This window comes from Streptomyces bicolor (genome assembly GCF_000719285.1).
Taxonomy (GTDB): Bacteria; Actinomycetota; Actinomycetes; order Streptomycetales; family Streptomycetaceae; genus Streptomyces; species Streptomyces bicolor.
Genome location: NZ_JOFS01000032.1, coordinates 45,057 through 69,024, shown reverse-complemented (window position 1 = coordinate 69,024; position 23,968 = coordinate 45,057). Strand labels below are relative to the sequence as shown.

Below are 23,968 nucleotides of genomic sequence, written 5' to 3'. Positions count from 1 at the left end.
GCTGCGGCACTGAGGCGCCGCTCTTGATGTCCGCGAGCCTGTCAACAGGCGATTTCCCGGCCGTTGCTCGTATGTGAACCCCGTGTTACCTGGTATTGGTGTGGTGCGTTTCACGCTGTGAGCGGCCATGCAAAGTCGATACGGCGACATCCGGGGTCGCCGGGGAGTACGGCCCGGCGGCTCGTATGCGATGGGAATGCCCCGCCCCCCTGCCCCGCCGCTCCCCCCGTGTGCGGCGGGACGGGGCAGACGCGTCGGTCCTGCCGCCCGTGGCCGCGAGCAGCAGGACCTCTGACACGTACGGCGTGGCTACCCCGGCATCACCCCACCTTCTCGATCACCGCGCGGCGGATCAGGAACTTGCCGGGCTCACGCACCTGCTCGAAGGCCGCGTTGTTGAGCAGCACACAGCTGCCGGAGACCGAGGTGACCTCCACCGTCGTGGACTTGTTGTTGTCCAGGTTGGTGACCTTCAGCTTCGTACCGGCCGGGAACTCGCTGCTGGACGCCGCCGGAGCACCGCCCTCGCCGGAGAGCGTCACGGTCGAGCCGTTGCAGACCTGCTGGCCCGAGGCCGCGGCACCGCCGCCGGCGTTCCCCGCCTCCTCGTTCCCCGCAGGGACACTCTGGGACGGCGCGGCACCCCCCGCCTGCTGGCCTCCGCCGGCCTGCTGACCGCCACCCTGCTGTCCCGCCTGCTCTCCGCCCTGCGCCGGCTGCGACGCCTGGGAGCCCTGAGCCGACTCCCCAACGACACACCCGGAGGCTTCCTGCTGGACCTGGATCTGCTTGATGACGGCCTCACGGTTGGCGATCCGAGCCGCGGACTGCGCGTCCGGACTGGCCTGTTGCCCCTCGATGAACCGCTGGTTGTTGCCGAGCGCGGTGGCGAGCCCCTGGCAGACGCTCGACTCCGCGGCGGACTTGACCGTCGGCGTCTGCGAGGCGTTCGAGGTGCTCGCCATGACGAAGGCACCGCCTCCCGCCACCGTGGCCGCACTCACCAGCAGCGCGATCTTCTTCTTCGTACTGACAGTTCTCCTGCGCGACATGCGCGCCTCCTGAGAGGTAGGGGAGCGTACGCCGCTATGTACGAGATACCGAACGAAGTTACTCAGCGGTTACAGGAGTCACTTAAGTAACCTGCGTCACACACCCTTTCCGTCCTCGTACGCCACCACCGTGTCGTTGACGTACGACAGCAGGCCCTCGGTCTGCCGGGTGATCGCGGCCTCCTCCGTCTCCGCGCCGTCGCCCCACTGCCCGTTGGCGAACACCACCGAGCGGACGGTCATCACCCGCCGGAAAACCCCTGCCGAGCCCGGCGGCACCGTCGGCAGCCCCGCCTCCGGCGGCGGATCGAGCGAGACCACCTGGTAGGTCACCGGGTCCATCGAGGCCATCATGAACACGCGGGAGGCGTCCTCGACGCGCTCGAAACTCAGCACCGTGACCGTCACCTGCGAACGCCGGTCGGCGTCCGTGAAGAGGGCGGCGGTCAACCTCGAACAGGGCCGGCCCTGCCCGATCAGCTCGGCCAGCTCCGGCGACATCCCGCGGGCACAATCCGTGGTGCCGGCCAGGTCCACGCGCGTGTACCGGGAGTCGTCCTTCAGGCGCACGCTCTTGTCCGGGAACGCCTGCTCCGGGCGGATCACCGGCCGTGCGAGCAGCGAAGGGAGAGCGGTCGGCGCGTCGGAGGGCAGAGTGACGTCGACGGTGGGAACGGGCGTATCGGAGACGGCCGTCGGGGCCGGTGAGCCCGCCTCGGGGTCGCCCTCCCCGCCCCGGTACATCGCCGCACCGGCGGCGATGGCCGCGACGAGGACGACGCCCGTCCCGGCGGCCACCGCGCGCCGGGTCCGACGCCGGCGACGTATCCGCTCCTGCTCGGCCACGAACTGGGCGTACGGGTCGGGTTGCTGTCCATATGGCCCGGGCTGGTGCCCGTACGGCCCGTACGGCTGGGGCTGCTGCCCGTGCGGCATTCCTTGATCACCGAAGGTCATGGCGGCGGAGGGTAACACCGCGCACCGCCCCGGCACCCGCCGCCCGACAAACCCTCAACTACCGGGACAGAGCGTCCCGTACGGCCTCTTCGGTGCGGGCGACGACGGCCGTGCCGTCATCGGCGGTGATGATGGGCCGCTGGATGAGCTTCGGGTGCTCGGCGAGGGCCCTGATCCACCGGTCGCGTTCCGAGGCGTCCCGTGCCCACTCCTTGACCCCGAGCTCCTTCGCCGCGGCCTCCTGGGTCCGGGTGATGTCCCAGGGCTCCAGTCCGAGCCGTTCCAGCACGGCCCGGATCTCGTCCTCGGTGGGCACGTCCTCCAGGTAACGGCGGACGGTGTAGTCGGCGCCCTCGGCGTCGAGAAGCGTGAGCGCGCTGCGGCACTTGGAGCAGGCGGGGTTGATCCAGATTTCCATGCGGCACACGGTAGCCCGCGTGGACTCTGTTCGATTTTTTCGCCGTCTCACGCGCATCTCGCGGAGCTGGTGTGACACGCCGCCAAATCCTGGTCCGACCTGGGCATTTGATGCCCTCCATGGACTCCTGATTGTCAGTTGCGGCCAGTAGAATGGGAGCAGTGTTCGAGGGAATCGCCGGGGACAGCGAAGTCTCCGGTGAGCGCCCTGACCGCGACAGGAGGATGCCTGTGCCCGCTGCCGCACTGAAGCCGAAGCCGACCCGTAAGCCGCTGCCCACCCAGTCCACCGCGAAGCACCCGGTGCTGCTCGACCTGCCGTACGCGCCCCTGGAGAAGCGGGCGCTGCCGCCGGGCCGGCCGCGCGAGTGGTACATCACCCACAACCGCCGCCTCAAGGCCATGCGCCTGGCGATCGCGCTCCTCGACTCGGGCGTCTACATGCCGAACCAGGCGCGCAACGAGACGATCCGAAGCACGGCGGAGATGATCGGGGTCCATCCGCCGTCGGAGACGACGTGCCACATGGTGCGGGCGTTCATGCGTTACTCGCGATGAACAGATGGCGCCGGGCGCCCCTCGATTTTTTGGGGGGCCCGGCGCTTGAATCAGCCCGTCCGGCGTTTGAGGACGAGGCCCTTCGGGCCGACAGGGGTCCAGGGAGCGGAGCCCCTGGCGGGGTCGAAGGGGCGGAGCCCCTGGGGGATGGGACGGGTAGGGGCGGCGGGGGCGAAAACCCCTACGCCGACAACTCCCGCTCCAGCGGCGTCCGGAACCGCGGTGTCACCCGCGTCGACCCCACCCACCCCCGCAACCGCTCCGCCTCCGCAGCGATCGCCGCCTCCGCGTCCCGCCCGACGCCCTCGGCGTCGAGCAGCCGCCACACGATCTCCCCCTCCGGCCGCTGGGCCCACCCGCCCACCACACGCCCGTTCCACCACACCGTCGGCCCCACATTGCCGCTCCGGTCGAACAGCGACGGCCACAGCTCCGGCGCCAGATACCACTCCCGTCGCTGCCAGCCCATCGCCGTGGGGTCGAGGGCGGGCAGCAGCGCCGCCCACGGCTCCGCGGGCCCGGCCACGGGACCGACGTCGCCGTCGACGACGTACCCCGTGCCCTCGTCGAGGGACACGGCCCGCGCCCCGATCGCCGCCAAGGCCCGCCGCACCTCGGTCACCCGCCACCCCGTCCACCACTTCAGGTCGGCCTCCGTCGCCGGCCCGCACACCGCGAGCCAGCGCCGCAGCAGCTCCGCCTGCGCCTCGCCCACGTGCAGCTCGGGATGCTCAGGCGCGACGGCCCACCGGAACTGCGAGGACGTCCAGGAGCCCAGCGGCCGCCCCCGCACCACCTTCCCCTCGACGCCCAGCACCCGGAGCAGTCGCGTCGAGACGGTGTGCACGCCCTCGTAGCTCTTCCCGGCGGCGTACACGAACTGCTCGCGCAACCGCGGTTCGTCCTCGGCGAGTTCGGCCGCCGTGGCCTGACCGCGCCGTGCCAGTGCGGCCAGCGCCGACTCCTCGACCTCAGCCAGCCATGCCGCGTCCGGCGCGCCCGCCTTCGCCATGTCCTTGATCAGGGAGGCACGCTCCCGGGCGGCGGCCGCGAGGCCGGTCGAGGCATGGACGACCGCCGTCAGCTCGGTGGGGAACACGAACACCGTGTGCCGCATGCCGTGCATCCGGACCAGCGCCCGGTCCTCGTACAGCGCCCGCTCGGTCCGAGCGACGGTCTTGGCGGGCTCCGCCAGCCGCGCGCCCACGGCCAGGTACACGGTCGCCGGATCGGTGCCGTGCAGCGCGACCAGGGACTCGGCGACCTCGGCCGGGCCCGCAGCCCGCGCCGCCCCGCCCAGCCGATGCCGCAACCCCAGCCGAGCCCGCCGCTCGGCCACCCCGATGAACCGCAGCCCCTCACCCATCCCGGCCTCCACCCGTCACGCCGACACCTGGTTCCTGAACGCATCATCTCGGGCGCCACTGACAGTGGCCCGCCGTCGAGCCGGCCGCCGGTGCCGTCACCCGATCGCCGTATCCGGCATGCGTACGAGCCTCGTCCCGCCGTTCACTGCGAACAGGGCGTGGGTCCCCGTCCGAGCGGGCGTGGCAGCGGGAGGCGCGATGGGCAGCGAGGGCACGTACGGCATACGCCAGGCACCGTGCGGGCCAGCCGCACGCGGAGCCGACCTCTCGTGACGGCCCCCGGCACCCCCACCACCCCCGCCGACCGAGAGCTCCGCGGCAAGGCCGCCCGCAAGCGGGCCCCCCGCTCCGCCCACGCCTCCTGGCTCCCCTCGGTCGACCGCCCCGACCCCGTCGCCGTACTGGAACGCCAGGGCCTCGACCGGCTGCCGGAGCTGCTGCCGATCAGGTACGGCCGGATGGCGGCGTCCCCCTTCGCCTTCCTGCGCGGCGCCGCCGCCGTGATGGCCGCCGACCTCGCCGTCGCCCCGCACACCGACCTCACCGTGCAGCTGTGCGGCGACGCCCATCTGCTCAACTTCGGCCTGTACGCCTCCCCGGAACGTGCCCTCCTGTTCGACCTCAACGACTTCGACGAGACGTACCGCGGCCCGTTCGAGTGGGACGTCAAACGGCTCGCCGCCTCCGTCGCCGTGGCCGCCCGCGAGAACGGCCACCCGGAGGCCAAGGTCCGCCGCGCGACCCGGGAGGCCGTGGCCGCGTACCGCACGGCCATCCGGAGACTGGCCCGGCTCGGCGAGCTCGACGTCTGGTACACGCGCATCGACGCCGCCGAGCTCCTGCCACTGGTCCGCTCCTCCCGTGACCGCCGCCGCGTCGAGGCCACCCTCGGCCGGGCCCGCCGCCGCACCAGCCTGCAGGCCTACGGCAAGCTCACCGAAGTGGTCGACGGGCGCCGCCGCATCGTCCACGACCCGCCACTGCTCGAACCCGCGGGCACCTCCGACGTTGCCTCCCTGCGCAAGATCTTCAGCGACTACCGCTCGACCCTTTCCGAGGAGCGCCGCCTGCTCCTCGACCGCTACCGCTTCGTCGATGCCGCCCGCAAGGTCGTCGGCGTCGGCAGCGTCGGCCTGCGCTGCTTCATCGTGCTGCTCGCCGGACGGGACGCCGACGACCCGCTGTTCCTGCAGATCAAGGAGGCGCGGCAGTCCGTACTGGAGGAGTATCTGCCGACCGGGCCGTACACCCACCCCGGCCATCGCGTCGTCGCGGGCCAGCGGCAGTTGCAGGCCGCCAGTGACGTCTTCCTCGGCTGGATGTCCGGGCCGGAGGGCCGCGCCTTCTACTGGCGTCAGCTGCGTGACATGAAGGGCTCCGCGGACATCGCCGGGATGAGCCCCGACGACCTCCGCTCCTACGCCCGCCTGTGCGGCACCGCCCTCGCCCGGGCCCACGCCCGCTCCGGCGACCGCATCGCCATCGCGGGCTATCTGGGCAAGGCCGACACCTTCGACCACGCGGTCACCGACTTCGCCCTGTCCTACGCCGACCAGACCACCGCCGACCACGCGTCGCTGGGCGCGGCCGTCGCGGCCGGGGTGATCAGGGCCGAGCCCGGGGTCTGACCGGCGTCAACCGTACGGCTCCGATGTCCCGTCAGCCGTACAACTCCAGCAACCCCGCCACATACTCCGCCAACCGCCCGCCCAGCACCTCCGGCGTCAGATCCGTCCGCCCCAGCTCACGCCACGGCCCGGCGAGCTTCGCCGCGTCGGGGGAGTAGGCGAGGGCGTCGAGCAGCCGCCAGTACAAGTGGTCGGCGGAGTCGGCGAGTCGGCGTCCGCCGTGCGCCTCGTACCGCGCGCGGAAGCCGAGTCCGTGCTCCGGGCCGTGCAGCAGTGCCAGTGCCGTTGAACAGTGGGCGACGTCCAGGTCGGCCGGGCCCCACGACGTCTCCACCCAGTCGACGACACCGCTGATCCGCAACTGGGCGCCCTCGCCGCTGAACAGCACGTTCCCCGGGTGGAAGTCCCGGTGCAGGAAACAGCCTTCGTATGCCGGGGGATCACGGCGGATCACCTCCACGGCCCGTTCCCAGAGCGGGCCGCCCGGCGTCCGTACCCACTCGGCAGACGTCCACGCCTGGTACGTCCGCGGGCGCTCGTCCGGTACGACCGTGTGGATCGCGGCGAGTTGAGCGGCGAGCAGATCCATGCGACGGTCCAGATCCTCCTCGGCGACCTCGTCGACCCGCACGCGGCCCGGCAGCAGAGACATCAGCAGCGAGGGATGGTCGCAGTGCTCGGCCGTGGCGTCGACGGCGATCAACCGGGGTGCCGGTACGGCCTGCTGGGCGGCGAGCAGGGTGAGGACCGACGCCTCGCGCGTCAGCAGGCCGGGTGCGTGCCGGCGGAAGAAGGGCTTCACGAAGGTGCGCAGCGCGAGCCGCGTGCCGTCGTCGAGGGTGAGCCGCCGCAGCTGTGAGCTCCAACCGCCCTGCGCGAAGGCGGTGGCGGTCACCGTCCGCCCCTCCGGCAGCTGCTTGGCCAGCCACGACCGGGTGGCCGTCCATCCCCGGTCACCCAGGCCGGTAAGGACCGCGGTCACGAACTCCCGCCGGTCCTCGGCGTGTTCCTGGAACCACAGCCCCAGCATGTGCTCCGCGTCCGGCACATCGAACCGCGTGAACTGCGCGCGGGCTGCCAGCGAGTCCTGCACGGCCTGCGTCACGGCCGTCGGAATGATCGCGTCCGTCCCCGGCACCGCGAGCACCGCCCGCCCCTCGTACGCCCGCAACACATCCAGCGCGGGCGCCCCACGCCACCCGTCCGGCCTGCGGATGATCCGGCTGAACCGCCCGTCCCCGTCTCCGAAGGGCACATCCCAGGCCTCGTGCGTGTACACCGCCGGGGCGCACAGCCCGATCGCCGCCACGCGCTCCCCGTAATGCCCCACGAGGTCCGCCACCGTCTGCCCGCTCATGCTGAAGCCGACCAGGATCAGCGGGCCGTCCGTCGGCACGCGCGCGTCGATGACGGCGACGGCCTGCTCGTAGCGCCGCCGCAGGCTCAACTCCCGCAGCGCGCCCGTGCTTTCGCCGTGCCCCGAGAAGTCGAAGGCGAGCCCACGGCAGCCGCGGGACACGAACTCGGCGAGCAGCGGGAGCAGCCGTTCCTTGTTGCCGATGCCGGCGCCGTGCAGCAGAACGACGGTGGCCGTGTCCGGGCCGCCGGCGTCACCGCCGTACACCCCGCTGAGCAGTTCACCATCGTGGGCGTAAGTGAAGGACGAGAACTCGGTCATGCCCCTCATTCATTCACGGCGCTCGGGTCACGGGAAAAGGAGATGCGCGCCGAGTGACCGGATCCCTACCCTGGACACGCGTAACGGAGCTGCTCACGCCGCTTTTCGCAGGACGGGGGTAACCCTGCGGACCCGGGGCTACTCTCTACGCACCGACGGACGGTCGCCCTTCCCCAGCGCCCCGTCGGGACATCGATCACCGCTATCACCGCGATCACCGATCACCGCGATCACCGATCAACGATCACCGCTCCAGATCCAGATCCAGATACAACCCACGCTCAACGGAGGCCCGTGATGGGCACCATCGTCATGTCCGGGACTGTCGTCCTGGTGATCTTAGGATTCGGAAACCACCTCTACTGGCTGGCCGCCGTCGCCGTGCTGTTCCTGTACCTGCAGTACGGCCGGGGCTCCTCCGCGCCGAGCGGTGGAGCCGGGGGAGGGTCCTCGTCGGGAGGATCCATGCCCTCGGACTACCGCGCCTACCGCGACCGCCGTGACATGCAGGCCAAGTGGGAGCGCCGCTACCGCCGCGAGCGTCCCCTGGAGTCCCGTCGTCAGGAGCGCGAGAAGAGCGGCTGACACCACCGCCTCCGGTGGTAGCCCGTGCGGTGCCTCCGGTCACAGGCCGGGGGCACCCCACACCGGGAACCAGCGGTTCAGGTCCTGCTCGATCCGCAGGTCGTCCGCGAGAGCCGCCTTCACGCGCAGCTCGAGCGGGTTGTCGCGGCGTTCCGCCGTGCCGGGCACGGGCGCGAAGGGATAGAAGGTTCCGCGTTTGTAGAGATACACGAGCGCGAGCCGTCTGCCCTGTCGCTCGTCCTCGAATCCGGCCAGCGAGCACAGCAACTGCGGCCCGAAGCCGTTCACCTCCATCGCGCTGTTCACCGCGTGCAGGTCGTTGACCAGCTCCGGCAGCTGGTTCGGGGTGCGCCGGGAGACCAGCCAGGAGTAGCCGTAGCCGTCCCTGGTCAGCTCAACCGGCCGGCCCTCGCGCTCGGTGTCCGCGTCGAGCAGCGCCTGGACCTCGCGGTGGGTCTGCTCGAACGCCGCGCCCTCGACGGCGGCGAAGCACACCGCCCCGCTCCCGGTCGGCCGGAACCCGGCCGCCGCCTCCAGCGTCACCGCCGCCGACGGCAGCGCGAAGAGCTGGTCGAGATCGGGCGCGACCGGCTTGGTACGACCGAGCAGAATGTCCAGCAGCCCCATGTTCACGCCCCTCCCGGAGCCGTCGCCTCGCCCAACTCGGCGGAGATCCGCCCCAGTTGTTCGAGCCGCTGCTCGAGGCTCGGGTGAGTGGAGAAGAGCTGCGCGACGCTGGGCTCGCGGCCCAGTGCCGGAGTGAAGTAGAAGGCGTTGAAGGCCTGTGCGGTGCGCAGGTCCTTGGTCGGGATCCGGGCGATGTCGCCGGACACCTTGGTGAGCGCGGAGGCCAGCACCGAGGGCCGCCCGGTGAGCAGCGCCGCGGCCCGGTCGGCAGCCAGTTCCCGGTACCGGGACAGGGCCCGGATCAGCAGGAAGCTGAGCGCGTACACGGCCGCCGACACGCCGATCACGGCGGCGAAGACGACGGCGGTGTTCTGGTCCCGGCGCCCGCCGCCGAAGAGCTGCGAATAGAAGGCGAACCGCACGATCAGCCCCGCGATCACACCGAGGAACGACGCGACCGTGATCACGGCGACGTCCTTGTGCGCCACATGCGACAGCTCGTGCGCGAGGACGCCCTCCAGCTCGTCCGGCTCCAGCCGGCGCAGCAGCCCCGTGGTCACACAGACCACCGCATGATCGGGATTCCGCCCGGTGGCGAACGCGTTCGGCATCTCCATGTCCGACACGGCGACGACCGGCTTGGGCATGTCGGCGATGGCGCACAACCGGTCGACGACCCCGTGCAGCTCGGGATACTCCTCCCGCTCCACGACCCGCCCACGCATCGCGAACAGCGCCACCCGGTCCGAGAACCAGTACTGGGCCCCCAGCAGCCCCGCCGCCACCACGACGACCAGCACCCAGGACTTCAGCAACACGATCAACGCGGCGACGAACCCCACGTACAACAACCCGAGCAGAAACAGCGTGACACCCATCCGGGCGGTCAACCGCCGGTCACTCCGGAAGCGGCTCCGCATATCGCACCACCCCGCGCACTCAGGCACTCGTCCCACTGCCCAGTGTGCACCCGGCGCCGCCCATGAACGGGTCGTGATCGGCCCTAGGACCAGCAAAGATCCCGGGCTAGTAGGTGCGGAAGTTGATGTACCCGAGCAGCACGATCACCGCCGCCACACAGCCCAGCACGACCACCGTGGAGACCCAGCCCGAGCGGCGCTGCCGCCGGGTCACATGATCGGGCTCGGGCCGGAACGGCACCGGGCCGGGCGGGTTCTCCTTCCAGCGTGCGGCGAGCATACGGGCCCGCGCCGAGGGCTCCTTGTGCTCGGCGTCGTCCGCCCACCTCAGGTCGAACTCGCGCTCCTGATCGTCGTGTTCGTGCCGCTCCGGCATCCCGTCAACCCCCGTGTCGTCTCATCGGCAGAATAGAACATACGCCCGCGCCCCCGCTGTCGGTACAACAGCGGGGGCGCGGGCGCTAGGCCTTGCTCAGGCGCCTGTCAGGCGTCGATCACACGTCGAAGTAGAGCTCGAACTCGTGCGGGTGCGGACGCAGCTGCAGCGGGGCGATCTCGTTCGTGCGCTTGTAGTCGATCCACGTCTCGATCAGGTCCGGCGTGAAGACGTCGCCCTGGAGGAGGAACTCGTGGTCGGCCTCGAGGGAGTCGAGGACGGCCGGGAGCGAGGTCGGGACCTGCGCGACGCCCGCGTGCTCCTCGGGAGCCAGCTCGTAGAGGTCCTTGTCGATCGGCTCGGCCGGCTCGATCTTGTTCTTGATGCCGTCCAGGCCCGCGAGCAGCAGGGCCGAGAAGGCCAGGTACGGGTTACCGGAGGAGTCGGGCGCGCGGAACTCGACGCGCTTGGCCTTCGGGTTGGAGCCCGTGATCGGGATACGCATCGCGGCGGAGCGGTTGCGCTGCGAGTACACCAGGTTGATCGGGGCCTCGAAGCCCGGGACCAGACGGTGGTAGGAGTTCACCGTCGGGTTGGTGAAGGCGAGCAGCGACGGGGCGTGCTTGAGGATGCCGCCGATGTAGTAGCGGGCGGTGTCCGACAGGCCCGCGTAGCCGGCCTCGTCGTAGAAGAGCGGCTGGCCGCCGGTCCACAGCGACTGGTGGACGTGCATGCCCGAGCCGTTGTCACCGAAGATCGGCTTCGGCATGAAGGTCGCGGTCTTGCCGTTGCGCCAGGCGACGTTCTTCACGATGTACTTGAAGAGCTGCAGGTCGTCGGCGGCCGCGAGCAGCGTGTTGAACTTGTAGTTGATCTCGGCCTGGCCGGCGGTGCCCACCTCGTGGTGCTGGCGCTCGACCTTCAGACCGGCCCGGTCCAGCTCCAGGGAGATCTCGGCACGCAGGTCGGCGAAGTGGTCGACCGGCGGGACCGGGAAGTAACCGCCCTTGTAGCGGACCTTGTAACCACGGTTGTCCTCGAGGGCACCGGTGTTCCAGGCGCCCGCCTCGGAGTCGATGTGGTAGAAGGACTCGTTCGACGACGTGGCGAAACGCACGCTGTCGAAGACGTAGAACTCGGCCTCCGGACCGAAGTACGCGGTGTCCGCGATACCGGTCGACGCGAGGTAGGCCTCGGCCTTCTTGGCCACGTTGCGCGGGTCACGGGAGTACTGCTCGCCCGTGATCGGGTCGTGGATGAAGAAGTTGACGTTGAGCGTCTTGTCACGGCGGAAGGGGTCGACACGCGCCGTCGACAGGTCGGCACGGAGCGCCATGTCGGACTCGTGGATCGCCTGGAAGCCGCGGATCGACGATCCGTCGAAGGCGAGCTCCTCGTCCGGGTCGAACGCCTCGACGGGCACCGTGAAGTGCTGCATGACGCCCGGCAGGTCGCAGAACCGGACGTCGACGAACTTGACGTCCTCGTCCGCGATGAACTTCTTGGCCTCGTCGGCGTTCTGGAACATCCAGCTCCTCCTACTCCCGACCGTCCGTGCCGGGGTGGTAGTTCGTTCGTGCGGCCAGTGCGGTGGCACACGCTGTCTTCGACCCTAGGGACGGGTGATTTCTCGGGCGTGACCCATTTGTTTCGCCCACGTTAACCGGACATCCCGTACCGCACCCCACCTGTCCGTATCGCAAAACGCGCACAGTACCGTGGACGCGTGGACAAGAGGCAAGCAATCGGATCCTGGCTCTCGGGGCCCCGCGCGGCCGCCGAGGACGCCGGTGTCGACTTTGGATACCGGGGCGAACAGCTCGGTCTGCCGGAGGAGGGGCCGGGGTCGATCGCCCGCCCGGGACGGCGGCTCGGCGCACTCGCCGTCGACTGGGGCATCTGCCTCTTGATCGCATACGGTCTTATCACCGACGGTTACGGACAGGCGACCAGCAACTGGGCCCTGCTCGTGTTCTTCCTGATGAGCGTCCTGACCGTCGGCACCATCGGCTTCACTCCGGGTAAGCGACTCTTCGGCCTGCGCGTGGTCGTCCTGGCGACCGGCACCGTGAACCCGCTGCGCGCCCTGCTGCGCACGGCCCTGCTGTGCGTCGCCGTCCCCGCCCTGATCTGGGACCGCGACGGCCGCGGCCTGCACGACCGGCTGGCCGGCACGGTCGAGGTCCGGATCTGACACCGACTCTTCGCGTACGAGGAAGGGGGCGCCCGGCAGGAACCGGGCGCCCCCTTACTCGTACGAGGAGAGTCATGAGCTTTCGGCCCGCCGTTCGGCAGTTTCATGGCCTTGGGCCTGGGGCTCGTCGGGAGCGGCATGTTGCTCATCAGGTCGCCCGTGGCCTGCCGTCGGTCGTTGGTGGCGGTCACCTGGGGATACGACGAAGGGGGGCGCCCGGAGTGACCGGGCGCCCCCCTTCTCGTACGAGGAGTCAGCGAGCCTTCGGCCCGCCCTTCGGCAGCTTCATGCCCTTCGGCATCGGCCCCTTCGGCAACGGCATGTTGCTCATCAGGTCGCCCATGGCCTTCAGCCGGTCGTTGGTGGCGGTCACCTGGGGGCCGGTCAGCACACGCGGCAGCTTCAGCATGGTGGTCCGCACCTTCTTCAGCGGGACCTGCCCGTCGCCCGTGCCCACGATCAGGTCGTGCACCGGCACGTCCGCGACGATGCGGTTCATCTTCTTCTTCTCGGCGGCCAGCAGGCTCTTGACCCGGTTCGGGTTGCCCTCGGCGACCAGCACGATGCCGGCCTTGCCGACGGCCCGGTGGACCACGTCCTGGCTGCGGTTCATCGCCACCGCCGGCGTCGTCGTCCAGCCCCGGCCGATGTTGTCCAGTACGGCCGCTGCGGCGCCCGGCTGGCCTTCCATCTGCCCGAAGGCGGCCCGCTCGGCCCGGCGCCCGAACACGATCGCCGTCGCGAGGAAGGCGAGGAGCAGGCCCAGGATGCCGAGATAGATGGGGTGACCGATCAAGAAACCGATCGCGAGGAAGACACCGAAGGTGACGATTCCGACAGCCGCGAGTACAAGACCGATCTTCTTGTCGGCCCTGCGGGTCATCTTGTAGGTCAGAGCGATCTGCTTGAGTCGCCCGGGGTTCGCAGCGTCCGCTGCCGTGTCCTTCCTCGCCATGCCACGAAGTCTACGTGGCCCCGGGAGTGCCGACGACGGCAGTGCCGTGGGGCCGCCTCAGAGGCTCCGCGGCTCAGGGGCCGACGGTGGTGACCTGGTCCAGGACGCGCTGCGCCTCGACCCGGTCCTTGGCGCGACGGCGGTCCTCCAGGACGGAGGTCCAGGCGTTGCGGCGGGCGGTGCGCTGGCCGCTGCTCATGAGCAGCGACTCGACGGCACGCAGTGCAGTGGTGAAGGACGGGATGGCGGTGGCGCGAACCGGCGCGGCCTGCATGGTGGAGGTCCCCCCTCGGGATCGGCGGCTCTGTTGAGCGGTGCACGGGGTGTAAAACCAGGGTCACTGATTGGTGTTACCAGGGCGTGACCGGCCGGTCAAACACCAATGAAGCCTTGATTTGTGGCGGAGAAACCTTGACGCGGCCCTGAGGACATCCCCACCTGCGGGGACGTGTCAGAACCGCGTCAATCGGTTGCTACTGACCAGTAAGCGCTTGTGCGCAGATTCACACGAATGCCGTGGCACTCCGTGCCATAGGGGGAGTTGTCCTGCGAGCCTCAGACGGCCTGCGAGGCGACGTATGTGCCGCCCCGCTGCGGAGCAGCTGATTGACGCAGCTCGACCGCCATCTGGTACAGGCGGCCGGCACGGTAGGAGGACCGGACGAGCGGCCCGGACATCACACCGGAGAAGCCGATCTGCTCGGCCTCCTCCTTCAGCTCCACGAACTCGTGCGGCTTGACCCAGCGCTCCACGGGGTGGTGGCGGACGCTGGGGCGCAGGTACTGCGTGATGGTGACCAGCTCGCAGCCGGCGTCGTGCAGCTGCTTGAGCGCCTCGCTGACCTCCTCGCGGGTCTCGCCCATGCCGAGGATCAGGTTGGACTTGGTCACCAGGCCGAAGTCGCGGGCCTCGGTGATGACCTTCAGGGAGCGCTCGTAGCGGAAGCCGGGGCGGATGCGCTTGAAGATCCGGGGCACCGTCTCGACGTTGTGCGCGAAGACCTCGGGGCGGGAGGCGAAGACCTCCTGAAGCAGCTCCGGTACGGCGTTGAAGTCGGGGGCCAGGAGCTCGACCTTGGTGTGGCCGCCCTCGCGCTGCGCGGTCTGCTGGTGGATCTGGCGGACCGTCTCGGCGTACAGCCAGGCGCCGCCGTCCGGGAGGTCGTCGCGGGCGACGCCGGTGATGGTGGCGTAGTTCAGGTCCATGGTGACCACGGACTCACCGACGCGGCGCGGTTCGTCACGGTCGAGCGCCTCGGGCTTGCCGGTGTCGATCTGGCAGAAGTCGCAGCGCCGGGTGCACTGGTCGCCGCCGATGAGGAAGGTCGCCTCACGGTCCTCCCAGCACTCGTAGATGTTCGGGCAGCCGGCTTCCTGGCAGACCGTGTGCAGGCCCTCGCTCTTCACGAGGTTCTGCATCTTCGTGTACTCGGGGCCCATTTTCGCCCGGGTCTTGATCCACTCGGGCTTGCGCTCGATGGGGGTCTGGCTGTTGCGGACCTCCAGGCGCAGCATCTTGCGTCCGTCCGGTGAGACTGCGGACACGTCGGCTCCCTGTGCTTCGATTCTTCGGCGTACACCAGGGTACGCCCGTGTTTACTCAGCCCTGCCGTCAGGCCAACCCCATCGCCCCAGGGCCGATTCCCGGCGTCAGGCGGTCGCCTTCTCGATCTCCCGCGGCTTCAGGTCCGCGTTCTCCAGTACGTCCTTCAAGTGCCGCTCGACGACCGGCAGCACCTCGTCGATCGTGACGTCCCGGCCGAGCTCGGCCGCCAGCGAGGCGACCCCCGCGTCGCGGATGCCGCACGGGATGATCTTGTCGAACCACTTGTTGTCCGGGTTCACGTTCAGCGCGAAGCCATGCATGGTCACGCCCTTGGCGACCCGGATCCCGATCGCCGCGATCTTGCGGTCCTCGCGTCGCTGGCCGGCGTTGGAGGGGGCGTACTCGGGGCCGTTCAGGCGTGGGTCGAACTCCTCGTCGGCCAGACGGGGGTCGAAGTCCAGGGACAGGCCGCCGAGCGCCGGACGCTGCTCCACCGGATCGCCGAGGACCCATACGCCGCTGCGGCCCTCGACGCGCGTGGTCTCCAGGCCGAACTCCGCGCAGGTGCGGATCAGGGCCTCCTCCAGGCGTCGTACGTGCGCCACGACGTCCACCGGGCGCGGAAGCTTCTGGATCGGGTAGCCGACCAGCTGGCCCGGGCCGTGCCAGGTGATCTTGCCGCCGCGGTCCACGTCGATGACCGGCGTGCCGTCCAGGGGCCGCTCGTTGTCCGCCGTGCGCCGGCCCGCCGTGTACACCGGAGGGTGTTCGAGCAGCAGGACCGTGTCGGGGATCTCGTCCTCGAACCGCGCCGCGTGCACCCGGCGCTGCTCGTCCCACGCGTCCTGGTACTCGACGGCGTCCGCGCCGAATCCCATGCGGACGAACCGCAACTCACTCACGGCAAGCGCCTCCCTGGATGAACCGGAAAGTCGTAAGGCACAAAGCGTGCCTACGCCACTGTACGACCGGCTCGATCGAGTGAGGTCGCCCGGTCCGCGTCAGCCCAGTAGGGCAATCCTCACACGATCGGATGAATAGGCGGCGAAATGTGCGATCGACTGCTTACTCTCCGCTACATTCGCGCCGTTCGAGCAGGCCAAAAGGGCTGCTCACCGGCAATCCGGGCGCTCGGCGGCCGTATGGCCATGCGAGGCCCGAAAGGCAGGAGACCGCACCGCAGATGACGGAACGACCCGCGCAGCGCACTCCCAACCGCCAGCTCGCCGCGCTCATCGCAGAAGCGGGATTCTCCAACGCGGGTCTCGCCCGCCGGGTGGACCAGCTCGGCCTCGAACACGGGCTTGATCTGAGATACGACAAGACATCGGTCACCCGCTGGCTGCGCGGACAGCAGCCGCGCGGCACCACCCCGGCCCTCATCGCCGAGGTCTTCACCCGCCGCCTGGGCCGCCGGCTCTCCGCCCAGGACCTTGGCCTCGACGCCTGTGCGCCCGTGTACGCGGGGCTGGAGTTCGCCGCGACCCCAGAGGAGGCCGTGGACATCGTCAGCGGCCTGTGGCGCAAGGACTCCGGCAGCCATGCCGAGCTGCGCAAGATCGCCTTCACCCCGGCAGGGCTCGTGGTGCCCAGCCGGGACTGGCTGATCGGGCGCGCCGACGAGAAGGTCGCCCGCGGCGAACCGCTCACCCGCATCCCGGCGCAGGGCCGTCCGGGCGCCGTACCCCGCCAGCGCAACCAGGCGGAGCGCGGCCCCGGCCAGAAGGTCACCGGCGGGGACATCGCCGCACTGCGCTCGGTCGGCGAGCTGTTCCGCTCCCTCGACGACATGTACGGCGGCGGCCACGCCCGGCAGGCCCTCGTGCGCTACCTGGAGCACGAGTGCGAGCCGATGCTGCGCGGCACGTACGGCGAGCAGACCGGCCGCAAGCTGTTCGCGGCCGCCGCGGACCTGACGAGGCTCGCGGGCTGGACGTCGTTCGACATCGCGGCGCACGGGCTCGCCCAGCGCTACTTCGTGCAGTCGCTGCGCCTCGCGCAGGCGGCCGGGGACCGGGCGTACGGCTCCTACGTCCTGGTCACCATGAGCCGCCAGGCCGTCTACCTCGGGCACGGGCGGGAGGCCGTCCAGCTCGCGCGGGTGGCCCAGCAGGGCGTGGGGACCAGCGCGCCCCCGGTTGTGCAAGCCCTGCTGCACGCGTGCGAGGCGCGCGGACACGGCGTACTGGGCGAGGTGCGCGCCTGTACGGCGTCCCTGGTGCGGGCCGAGCGCACCCTCGAGTCGGCCCGGCCCGGTGACGACGTCCCGTACTGGGCGCGGTTCTTCGACGAGGCACAGCTCGCCGACGAGTTCGGTCACTGCCACCGGGATCTGCAGCAGTTCCGTGCGGCGGCGCAGCATGCCGAGCGCGCCCTGCAGCTCCGGGCCCCCGCCTATGCCCGCAGCCGCCTCTTCTGCCGCGTTGTCCTCGCCTCCGCGCGTCTGGGTCTCGGCGAACTCGACCAGGCGTGTGCGTTGGGGGCGGAGGCCGCCGGGCAGGCCGCGGAGATGCGGTCGGTGCGGGCGGTCGAGTACGTCAAGGACTTCGAGCGGAGGTTGGAGCCGTATCGGGATGCGGCGCCGGTGCGGGGGTATCGCGACAAGGTTGCGGCGTTCGGGTAGGCCGGAGGGGCCCGCCGTAACTTCGACCGGTGGTCTGCCCTGCGCGGGTTCGTCGTGGCTGGTCGCGCCCACGCGGCGGAGCCGCACATCGATACAGCCCGCGCCCCTTTCGGGGCGCGGGTGCCCCGCGTCACTTAGGCCGCCGCCCTCAACGGCTCCGCCCTGTGCATCGACCCCGCCGCCCCCAGGTCCGTCAGGATCGCCGAGGCGGCTCGGTAGGCGGAGTGCAGGGCGCCCTGGACCGTGCTGGTGTCCCGGTGGTCGCCGCACACGTACAGGCCCGCCAGCAGCCGCACCGGGCGGCGCAGGTCGTGGGGTGGGCGCATCGCCGGGACCGCCTCGGGGGTGTGCTGCACGGACAGCGTCTCCCAGCGCGCCGTGGAGGTGCCGTAGAGGCGGGACAGGTGCATGCGTACGGCCGTGTCGATGTCGGGCGGCGGCGTGCCCAGGACCGTCGAGGAGACCAGGGCCCGGCCCGCCGGGGCGCGGCTCGGGTCGACCTGGCTGATCACCGCCGTGTGGGCGACCGGACCGCTCCGGTCGGCGTCGAGCAGGAGTGAGGCGCCGGTCAGGGGCGGTTCGTCGGTCGTGTGGTGGACGACCGTCACCGGGTGGAAGTCCGGTACGCGCAAGCCGGGCAGGAGTTCGGCGGCGGTCCGCGCGTCCGTCGCCAGCAGGACGGCCCGGCACCGAATCTCGCCGTGCTCCGCGGTCGTCACCGAGGTCGTGGCGACCGACGTGACCCGCACGCCGGTGTGCACGGTGCCCGGCGGCAGCTCCCGCGCCAGCAGCTCCGGCAGTGCCTCGGCACCGCCCTCGGGCAGGCACAGCCGCCCGCTCGCGAAGGCGCGCAGCGCGAGATCCGCGCACCGGCTGGACGTCGTCAGCTCCGGGTCGCACAGCAGCGCGGCCAGCAGCGGTCGCAGGAAGCCGTCGATCGTCCGCGCGGGCACGCCCCGTTCGGCGAGGGCCTGCGCGGCCGGCGACTCCGGGCGGGCCAGCAGCCGCTCGACGGGCGCGGAGGCGAGGCGGGCCAGCGCGGCGCCGAGCCGGGCCTGGTCGACGGCGGTACCCAGCGGGGCGCTCGCGCGCACCCTCGGCAGGGAGGTCTGCCCCGGAACGCCCCGCGTCGACGTCGACCGAGGGGCGCTCGCCAGGGCGCGCACTGCATGGAGTGCGCCCCTTGCGCGCCTCGCGCCCATGCTGCTCGGCACCACGCCGGCGCGGTGCCGGCGCCCGTCGCTGTGCAGCAGTACCCCCGGCGCGAAGGTGCGCAGCGCCAGACCCTCGAGCCCGGGTGTCAGGCGTAGGTCGGGTGCCATCGAAGACAGCGTCAGAAGCTGGCCGATCCGGTCGAGCCGGAACCCGTCGATCTTCTCGGTCGACATTCGGCCGCCCGCGCAAGGGGCAGCCTCCAGGACCGCGGTCGTTACTCCTGCGCTGGTCAGCCGATGCGCCGCGGAGAGTCCGGCGACCCCGGCTCCCACGATGACGACGTCCGCCTGGTACGCGGGCTCAAGCACGTGCCCCTCCTCGAGGTTGCGCGGCCGGTGGAGACGTCATGCCCCCAACGGGCTCCGGGGATACCCGAGTTCGGCACGAGGTTAGGGCCGTGATCGGTCAGGAACAGTCGCGCATGGGCAGAGCACGGTCGCACGGTGGTCGCATACGGACAGGAGGAGGGCCTTCCGTTACTTGGCTCCGGATCGCCCGTTACTCGACGGCCGCCCGGATCGCCCCCTCGATGTCCGGGAACGCGAAGGTGAACCCCGACTCCAACAGCCTTGTGGGCAGCACCCGTAGGCTGCCGAGCACGTCCCCGGCCAGCTCGCCGAGCACGGTCCGCAGCACGGGCGCGGGAACCGTGAAGAGCGTCGGCCGGTGCAGTACCCGCCCCATCGCCTCGGTGATCTCACGGTTCGTCAGCGGATGCGGGGCGGTCACATTGAACGGGCCCGACAGGTCGTCCCGGTCGATCAGGTGCCGGATGGCGGCCACCTCGTCGTGCAGCGAGACGAAGGACCAGTACTGCCGCCCGTTCCCCATCCGCCCGCCGAGGCCCGCCTTGAACAGCGGGAACAGCCGTCCCCAGGCCCCGCCCTGCCGCGCCACCACGAGTCCCGTGCGCGGGAACACCGTCCGTACGCCCGCCTCCCGCGCGGGCGCCGCCGCGCCCTCCCAGTCGACCACCAGCGAGGGCAGGAAGCCCTCCCCGGGCGGCGCGCTCTCGTCGACGGCCCGCTCGCCGGTCTCGCCGTAGTAGCCGATCGCGCTGCCGTTGACGAAGACACGTGGCCGCTCCTCGGGCTTCAGCGAGGCCATGGCCTGCGCCAGCGCCGCCGTACCGAGCACCCGGCCGGAGCGCAGCTTCGCCTTGTACGCCTCGGTCCAGCGGCGCGAACCCACGTTCGCCCCGGCCAGATTGACCACCGCGTCGCATCCGGCGAGCCCCGCCGCGTCCACGGACCCGCCCTCCGGGTCCCACCGCACCTCGTCGTTGGACCTGGGGGCGCGGCGTACGAGCCGTACGACCTGGTGCCCGTCGGAGGTCAGGGAGCGCACCAGGGCGCTGCCGATGAGGCCCGAGGAGCCGGCCACGGCGATCCTTGAAAGTTCCATGACTCCATCCTGTCTCCGGCCGCATAAAACCCCGGTCGGGTTCCCGGTCCCGGGTCATAGGGTGGCGCTCATGCCCGAGCCCCACCAGTCGCCGTCGCCGTACATACGCATCGCCCTGCCGGACGACGAGGAGGAACTGTCCCTCCTCGACCGTCGCACGTGGTCGCAGGTGCACGCGGTCACGCCGCAGCCTCAGCCGCCCTACCGGCCGTTCTTCGACGAGCGGCACGCACCCGACGACCATCTCGTCGGCGAGCTCGACCGCCGCATCGTCGGCTACATCCGCCTCGGCTTCCCCACCCCGCTCGCGTCCAACGCGCATGTGCGGCAGATCCAGGGTCTCGCCGTCGCCGACGCGGCGCGGGGCCGTGGCGTCGGGCGGGCACTGATCCGCGCGGCCGTCGAGGAGGCCCGGCGCAGGGGCGCCCGCCGTCTCACCCTGCGCGTCCTCGGCCACAACACACCCGCGCGCAAGCTGTACGAGTCCGAGGGGTTCGTTGTGGAGGGGGTGCTGCCGGAGGAGTTCTTCCTGGGCGGGGAGTACGTGGACGACGTGATCATGGGGCGCAGGCTCTGAGCCGTCCACCTCGGGAGGTGTGTCAGGACGTGACGAGATCCCCCGTGTCCACCGCTGCCGTCGCGCTCGCCGCGCGCCGCGCGTCGGCCGCGACCTCGGCCGCCGTCAGGACGTAGCCGGTCTCGTCGTCGGAGGTGGAGCGGGCGAAGACGACGCCGAACACCTTGCCGTCGGTGGTGAGCAGCGGACCGCCGGAGTTGCCGGGGCGCACGGTGGAGCGGATCGAGTAGATCTCGCGGGTGACGGTGTCGTCGTTGTAGATGTTCTGGCCGGTCGCCCGTACGCGGTTCGCGACCGTCGCCGCCTGGAGGTTCAGGTCGCCGTCCTCCGGGTAGCCCGCGACGACGGCCGAGTCGCCGCGGTCGGCGTCGTCGTCGAACGGCAGGACGGGGGCGCGCAGATCGGGCACGTACAGCACCGCGACGTCGCGGTCCGGGTCGAAGAGCACCACCCGTGACTCGTACGACCGCCCGACGCCGCCTATCCGCACGCCGGGCTCGTCGATGCCGGCCACCACGTGGGCGTTGGTCATGACGTGCCGCGGGGCGTAGACGAAGCCGCTGCCCTCGCGGCCCTGGGTGCCCGAGACGCCCTCGATCTTGACGGTGCTGAGCTTGGCGGCGTTCGTCGCGGCCGCCGTGACGCTGTCGCCGGTGGGCTTCGCGACCTCGGCCGTCGACTCGTTCTCGAAGGGGTTGAAGACCTGCGGGAACCCGGCCTCGGTGAGCGCGGAGGTGGCTCGCGAGAACCAGGCCGGGGTGGTGTCCGGCATCGCGTCCTGCACGGTGCCGAGCAGCCGGGAGTCCCGGATGGCGGAGGTGAGCAGCGATGAGGAGGACGCGGCGAGCACACTGGCCGCCACCCAGGCCACGATCAGCACGGCCACCGAGTTGGCCACGGCCCCGCCGACCCCGTCGGCCACCCTGAGCGGCCCCCGGTCCAGCTCCCGGCGCAGCCGCAGCGCCAGCCGCCCCGCGAACTCGTGCACGAGCACCGCCGGGACCAGCACCGTGAGCACCGCGGTCACGGTCGCCTGGGTCGTGCCCGGGGTGACCAGGTCCATCATCCACGGCAGGATCCATACGCCGATCACCGCGCCGCCGACGAAGCCGGCCAGCGAGACGCAGCCGGCGACCAGTCCACGCCGGTAGCCGGACGCCGCGTAGGCCAGGATCACCAGCAACAGCAGGATGTCGAGCAGGTCCACGGAGCCGCCTTTCTCTCGGACCCCTTAGTACGCGCGCAAAGCGCCCGTTGATCAGCACACACACGCGTGCCGCCGGGAACCGGCCACGCAGCGTGCACCTGGAGAAACGCCCCGGACCGGGACGATGGTTCCACCGGGTGGCACACCACACATCGCGGGCGGACCGGATCGGTCGGACAGTAGGACCATGCGTGCCTTCCGACGGGTCACCCGACGGGTCTTCCGGAGAACACGGGGGAGACGAAGACCACGTGCCGTACGGATAGCTTGGGCTGCGCGGATGTGGGGGGTGGCGGGGGCGCGGGGTGGTGGTGCGGCGGGAGTCGAGGGGGTGGAGGGGGTTGGGCGACCATCGGGGGGCGAGTCGGTGCGTTCGGCGGGGGCTGAGGCGGCGCGTCGTGCGGGGGGCGAGGAGGCGCGTCCTGTGGGGGTTGAGGGCGTGGAGGCTGCCTCGGGCCCGGGAGTGGGGCGCGTACGAGGGGTGGCGGACGCCGGGGGGCGGGATGCGGCGGGCGGTCGACCGACAGCGGGGGATCCGGGAGCTTCCGGTGACTCGCGTACGGCGCCGGGCTTGCGAGACGAGCCGGTCGTGCGAGACGAGCCGGTCGTGCGCGGTGAGCCTGCCGGGCGAGAAGGGTCGGTCGTGCGCGGTGAGCCTGGCGATCGGCGTCGCGCCGGCCCTCAGGCTTTCCCTGGCCGACGTCTTCGCGCCGGTTCTCAGGCTTTCCCTGGCCGGCGTCTCCGCGCCGGTCCTCAGGCTTTCCCCAGCCGCCGCCTTCGCACCGGTCCTCAAGCTCTCACCGGCCGATGTCTCCGCGCCGGCCGTCGAGCCTTCGCGCGCCGAGGTCCACGGACCGGCCCCCGACCCTTCACCGGCCGGCCTGTCCCACCCGTCCTCCTCGTGCTCCTCGGCTGTCTCCCCGGTCTCGCCGCCGTTCTCGCGCTGGTGCTGTGTGCGAGCGGGGTCGAGCGGACCGTCGCGGCGGGTGGGCGGGCGGTTGTGGCGCGGCAGGCCGCGTCGTACCAGGCGCCCCGGCCGGACATCGTGCCGAGGTCGGCATGGCTGGACGCAGGCAGCCGGCGCGCCCAGCCGCCCCCGCGCTACGACGACAGGGTCGTCGCCGTCTTCGTCCACCACACCGACTCGCCCAACGGCTACGACTGCGCCGACGTACCCCGCATCATCCGCTACCTGTACGCCGGCCAGACCGGCTCCCGCGACTGGGACGACATCGGCTACAACTTCCTCGTCGACCGCTGCGGCACCATCTACGAGGGCCGCGCGGGAGGCGTCGACCGGGCCGTCACCGGCGCCCACACCCAGGGTTTCAACCACCGCACCACCGGCATCGCCGCCCTCGGCACCTTCACGGCCGGCGTCGACGTACCGAAGGCCATGGCCGAGTCGATCGCCGCGCTGGCCGCGTGGAAGCTGGGGCAGTCCGACACCGACCCGCGTGCGAAGGTCCGCCTGACCTCCAGCAACAGCCACAGCCGCTACGCCTCCGGCACCACCGCCACGCTCCCCGCGCTCGCCGGCCACGACGACGGCTACATGACCAGCTGCCCGGGCGCCGCCCTCTCCGCCCGCCTCCCCGAGATCAGACAACTGGCGGCCCACCTCCAGGGCAGAACCACGTGACCGACGGCCCCACGGCGGACACCCTTGCTGCGGCGGACACATCTCTGCGCTGTCGCGGACATCCACCAGCTGTCACGGCCGGACCGCTGCCCTGGCCGTGCGGGACCTCGGTCCTGGCCGCCCCACCTGCTGTCCTGGGTGTGCCCACCTGTTGTCCTGGCCGCGCGCGACCGCTGTCCTGGCCGCCTCACCTGTTGTCCTGGCCGCAGATCACCGCTGCCCCCGGCCACTGTCCCCGGCCGGGCATGCCCGTTGCTCCGGGCCTCGTCGGCTCACTGTCCCCGGCCGGGCATGCCCGTTGCTCCGGGCCTCGTCGGCTCACCGTCCCCGGCCGGGCATGCCCGCTGCCCCCGGCCCCGGCGGCCCACTGTCCCGGTCGCGCATGCCCACAGCCCAGCGCCGCCCACCCACTGCCCCGCCCCGCGAACCCCACGCCAAGC

General features: G+C 71.2%; 23 protein-coding genes. 7 read left to right on the top strand and 16 right to left on the bottom strand.

Features of this window, described 5'->3' with window-relative positions:
- Positions 1-320: 320 nt before the first annotated feature.
- The 3 genes from IF78_RS0133540 to IF78_RS0133530 all read right to left on the bottom strand — a co-directional run bounded on the left by IF78_RS0133540 (position 321) and on the right by IF78_RS0133530 (position 2,427).
- Positions 321-1,052: an RlpA-like double-psi beta-barrel domain-containing protein gene (locus IF78_RS0133540; protein ID WP_031487385.1), complete on the bottom strand. Its 732-nt coding sequence runs from the start codon at positions 1,050-1,052 to the stop codon at positions 321-323.
- Between the two features lie 96 nt (positions 1,053-1,148).
- Complete coding sequence (locus tag IF78_RS0133535; protein WP_031487384.1) at positions 1,149-2,009, bottom strand: hypothetical protein; 861 nt, start codon at positions 2,007-2,009, stop codon at positions 1,149-1,151.
- 58 nt (positions 2,010-2,067) lie between these two features.
- Positions 2,068-2,427 (bottom strand): arsenate reductase family protein, encoded by a 360-nt coding sequence (locus IF78_RS0133530; protein WP_031487383.1) that lies wholly within the window; start codon positions 2,425-2,427, stop codon positions 2,068-2,070.
- A 230-nt stretch (positions 2,428-2,657) separates the two neighbouring features.
- On the opposite strand from IF78_RS0133530, the gene IF78_RS0133525 reads away from it, so the two are divergent.
- A complete protein-coding gene (locus tag IF78_RS0133525; RefSeq protein ID WP_031487382.1) occupies positions 2,658-2,984 on the top strand; it encodes a hypothetical protein in 327 nt (108 codons plus the stop codon).
- Between the two features lie 181 nt (positions 2,985-3,165).
- Here the strand turns inward: IF78_RS0133525 and IF78_RS0133520 are convergent, their stop codons facing one another.
- A complete protein-coding gene (locus IF78_RS0133520; RefSeq protein ID WP_031487381.1) occupies positions 3,166-4,350 on the bottom strand; it encodes a winged helix DNA-binding domain-containing protein in 1,185 nt (394 codons plus the stop codon).
- A 270-nt stretch (positions 4,351-4,620) separates the two neighbouring features.
- Between IF78_RS0133520 and IF78_RS0133515 the strand changes: the two genes are divergently transcribed.
- Positions 4,621-5,979 (top strand): DUF2252 domain-containing protein, encoded by a 1,359-nt coding sequence (locus tag IF78_RS0133515; RefSeq protein ID WP_031487380.1) that lies wholly within the window; start codon positions 4,621-4,623, stop codon positions 5,977-5,979.
- Positions 5,980-6,010: 31 nt separating this feature from the next.
- Here IF78_RS0133515 and IF78_RS0133510 read toward each other — a convergent pair whose 3' ends face one another.
- On the bottom strand, positions 6,011-7,657 hold the full coding sequence (locus tag IF78_RS0133510) for an alpha/beta fold hydrolase (protein WP_031487379.1): 1,647 nt from the start codon (positions 7,655-7,657) through the stop codon (positions 6,011-6,013).
- Between the two features lie 297 nt (positions 7,658-7,954).
- Here IF78_RS0133510 and IF78_RS0133505 point away from each other — a divergent pair, with 297 nt between their 5' ends.
- Positions 7,955-8,242, top strand: coding sequence for a hypothetical protein (locus tag IF78_RS0133505; RefSeq protein WP_031487378.1), 288 nt, complete (start codon positions 7,955-7,957; stop codon positions 8,240-8,242).
- Between the two features lie 39 nt (positions 8,243-8,281).
- On the opposite strand, the gene pspAB is transcribed toward IF78_RS0133505, so the two are convergent.
- The 4 genes from pspAB to glnA form a co-directional block, all read right to left on the bottom strand.
- Positions 8,282-8,869 carry a PspA-associated protein PspAB gene (pspAB, locus tag IF78_RS0133500; protein WP_031487377.1) on the bottom strand — a complete coding sequence of 196 codons (588 nt, stop codon included), beginning with the start codon at positions 8,867-8,869 and terminating at the stop codon, positions 8,282-8,284.
- 2 nt (positions 8,870-8,871) lie between these two features.
- A complete protein-coding gene (gene htpX, locus IF78_RS0133495; RefSeq protein WP_031487376.1) occupies positions 8,872-9,789 on the bottom strand; it encodes a zinc metalloprotease HtpX in 918 nt (305 codons plus the stop codon).
- 106 nt (positions 9,790-9,895) lie between these two features.
- Positions 9,896-10,165 carry an SCO2583/SCO2584 N-terminal domain-containing protein gene (locus IF78_RS0133490; protein ID WP_031487375.1) on the bottom strand — a complete coding sequence of 90 codons (270 nt, stop codon included), beginning with the start codon at positions 10,163-10,165 and terminating at the stop codon, positions 9,896-9,898.
- A gap of 118 nt (positions 10,166-10,283) precedes the next feature.
- A complete protein-coding gene (glnA, locus tag IF78_RS0133485) occupies positions 10,284-11,693 on the bottom strand; it encodes a type I glutamate--ammonia ligase (RefSeq protein WP_031487374.1) in 1,410 nt (469 codons plus the stop codon).
- Positions 11,694-11,891: 198 nt separating this feature from the next.
- On the opposite strand from glnA, the gene IF78_RS0133480 reads away from it, so the two are divergent.
- Positions 11,892-12,359: an RDD family protein gene (locus IF78_RS0133480; RefSeq protein WP_031487373.1), complete on the top strand. Its 468-nt coding sequence runs from the start codon at positions 11,892-11,894 to the stop codon at positions 12,357-12,359.
- 253 nt (positions 12,360-12,612) lie between these two features.
- Here the strand turns inward: IF78_RS0133480 and IF78_RS0133470 are convergent, their stop codons facing one another.
- From IF78_RS0133470 to lipB, 4 genes are all read right to left on the bottom strand, one after another.
- The gene (locus tag IF78_RS0133470; protein ID WP_031487372.1) at positions 12,613-13,314 is read right to left on the bottom strand and encodes a DUF4191 domain-containing protein; all 702 of its coding nucleotides are present in this window, start codon (positions 13,312-13,314) and stop codon (positions 12,613-12,615) included.
- Between the two features lie 73 nt (positions 13,315-13,387).
- Complete coding sequence (locus IF78_RS0133465; protein ID WP_031487371.1) at positions 13,388-13,588, bottom strand: SCO2195 family GlnR-regulated protein; 201 nt, start codon at positions 13,586-13,588, stop codon at positions 13,388-13,390.
- Between the two features lie 281 nt (positions 13,589-13,869).
- The gene (lipA, locus tag IF78_RS0133460) at positions 13,870-14,859 is read right to left on the bottom strand and encodes a lipoyl synthase (RefSeq protein WP_031487370.1); all 990 of its coding nucleotides are present in this window, start codon (positions 14,857-14,859) and stop codon (positions 13,870-13,872) included.
- A gap of 105 nt (positions 14,860-14,964) precedes the next feature.
- On the bottom strand, positions 14,965-15,762 hold the full coding sequence (gene lipB, locus IF78_RS0133455) for a lipoyl(octanoyl) transferase LipB (protein ID WP_031487369.1): 798 nt from the start codon (positions 15,760-15,762) through the stop codon (positions 14,965-14,967).
- Positions 15,763-16,043: 281 nt separating this feature from the next.
- Here lipB and IF78_RS0133450 point away from each other — a divergent pair, with 281 nt between their 5' ends.
- On the top strand, positions 16,044-17,483 hold the full coding sequence (locus tag IF78_RS0133450; protein ID WP_031487368.1) for an NsdA family TPR-like regulatory protein: 1,440 nt from the start codon (positions 16,044-16,046) through the stop codon (positions 17,481-17,483).
- Between the two features lie 134 nt (positions 17,484-17,617).
- Here IF78_RS0133450 and IF78_RS0133445 read toward each other — a convergent pair whose 3' ends face one another.
- Together IF78_RS0133445 and IF78_RS0133440 are read right to left on the bottom strand one after the other, a co-directional pair.
- Positions 17,618-19,006 carry an NAD(P)/FAD-dependent oxidoreductase gene (locus IF78_RS0133445; protein WP_031487367.1) on the bottom strand — a complete coding sequence of 463 codons (1,389 nt, stop codon included), beginning with the start codon at positions 19,004-19,006 and terminating at the stop codon, positions 17,618-17,620.
- A 190-nt stretch (positions 19,007-19,196) separates the two neighbouring features.
- Positions 19,197-20,102, bottom strand: a complete 906-nt coding sequence (locus IF78_RS0133440) for a TIGR01777 family oxidoreductase (RefSeq protein ID WP_031487366.1) — start codon at positions 20,100-20,102, stop codon at positions 19,197-19,199.
- A gap of 70 nt (positions 20,103-20,172) precedes the next feature.
- Here IF78_RS0133440 and IF78_RS0133435 point away from each other — a divergent pair, with 70 nt between their 5' ends.
- Positions 20,173-20,679: a GNAT family N-acetyltransferase gene (locus tag IF78_RS0133435; protein WP_031487365.1), complete on the top strand. Its 507-nt coding sequence runs from the start codon at positions 20,173-20,175 to the stop codon at positions 20,677-20,679.
- A 22-nt stretch (positions 20,680-20,701) separates the two neighbouring features.
- Here the strand turns inward: IF78_RS0133435 and IF78_RS0133430 are convergent, their stop codons facing one another.
- Complete coding sequence (locus IF78_RS0133430) at positions 20,702-21,886, bottom strand: MarP family serine protease (RefSeq protein ID WP_031487364.1); 1,185 nt, start codon at positions 21,884-21,886, stop codon at positions 20,702-20,704.
- A 901-nt stretch (positions 21,887-22,787) separates the two neighbouring features.
- On the opposite strand from IF78_RS0133430, the gene IF78_RS0133425 reads away from it, so the two are divergent.
- Complete coding sequence (locus tag IF78_RS0133425; RefSeq protein WP_031487328.1) at positions 22,788-23,528, top strand: peptidoglycan recognition protein family protein; 741 nt, start codon at positions 22,788-22,790, stop codon at positions 23,526-23,528.
- Positions 23,529-23,968: the final 440 nt, after the last annotated feature.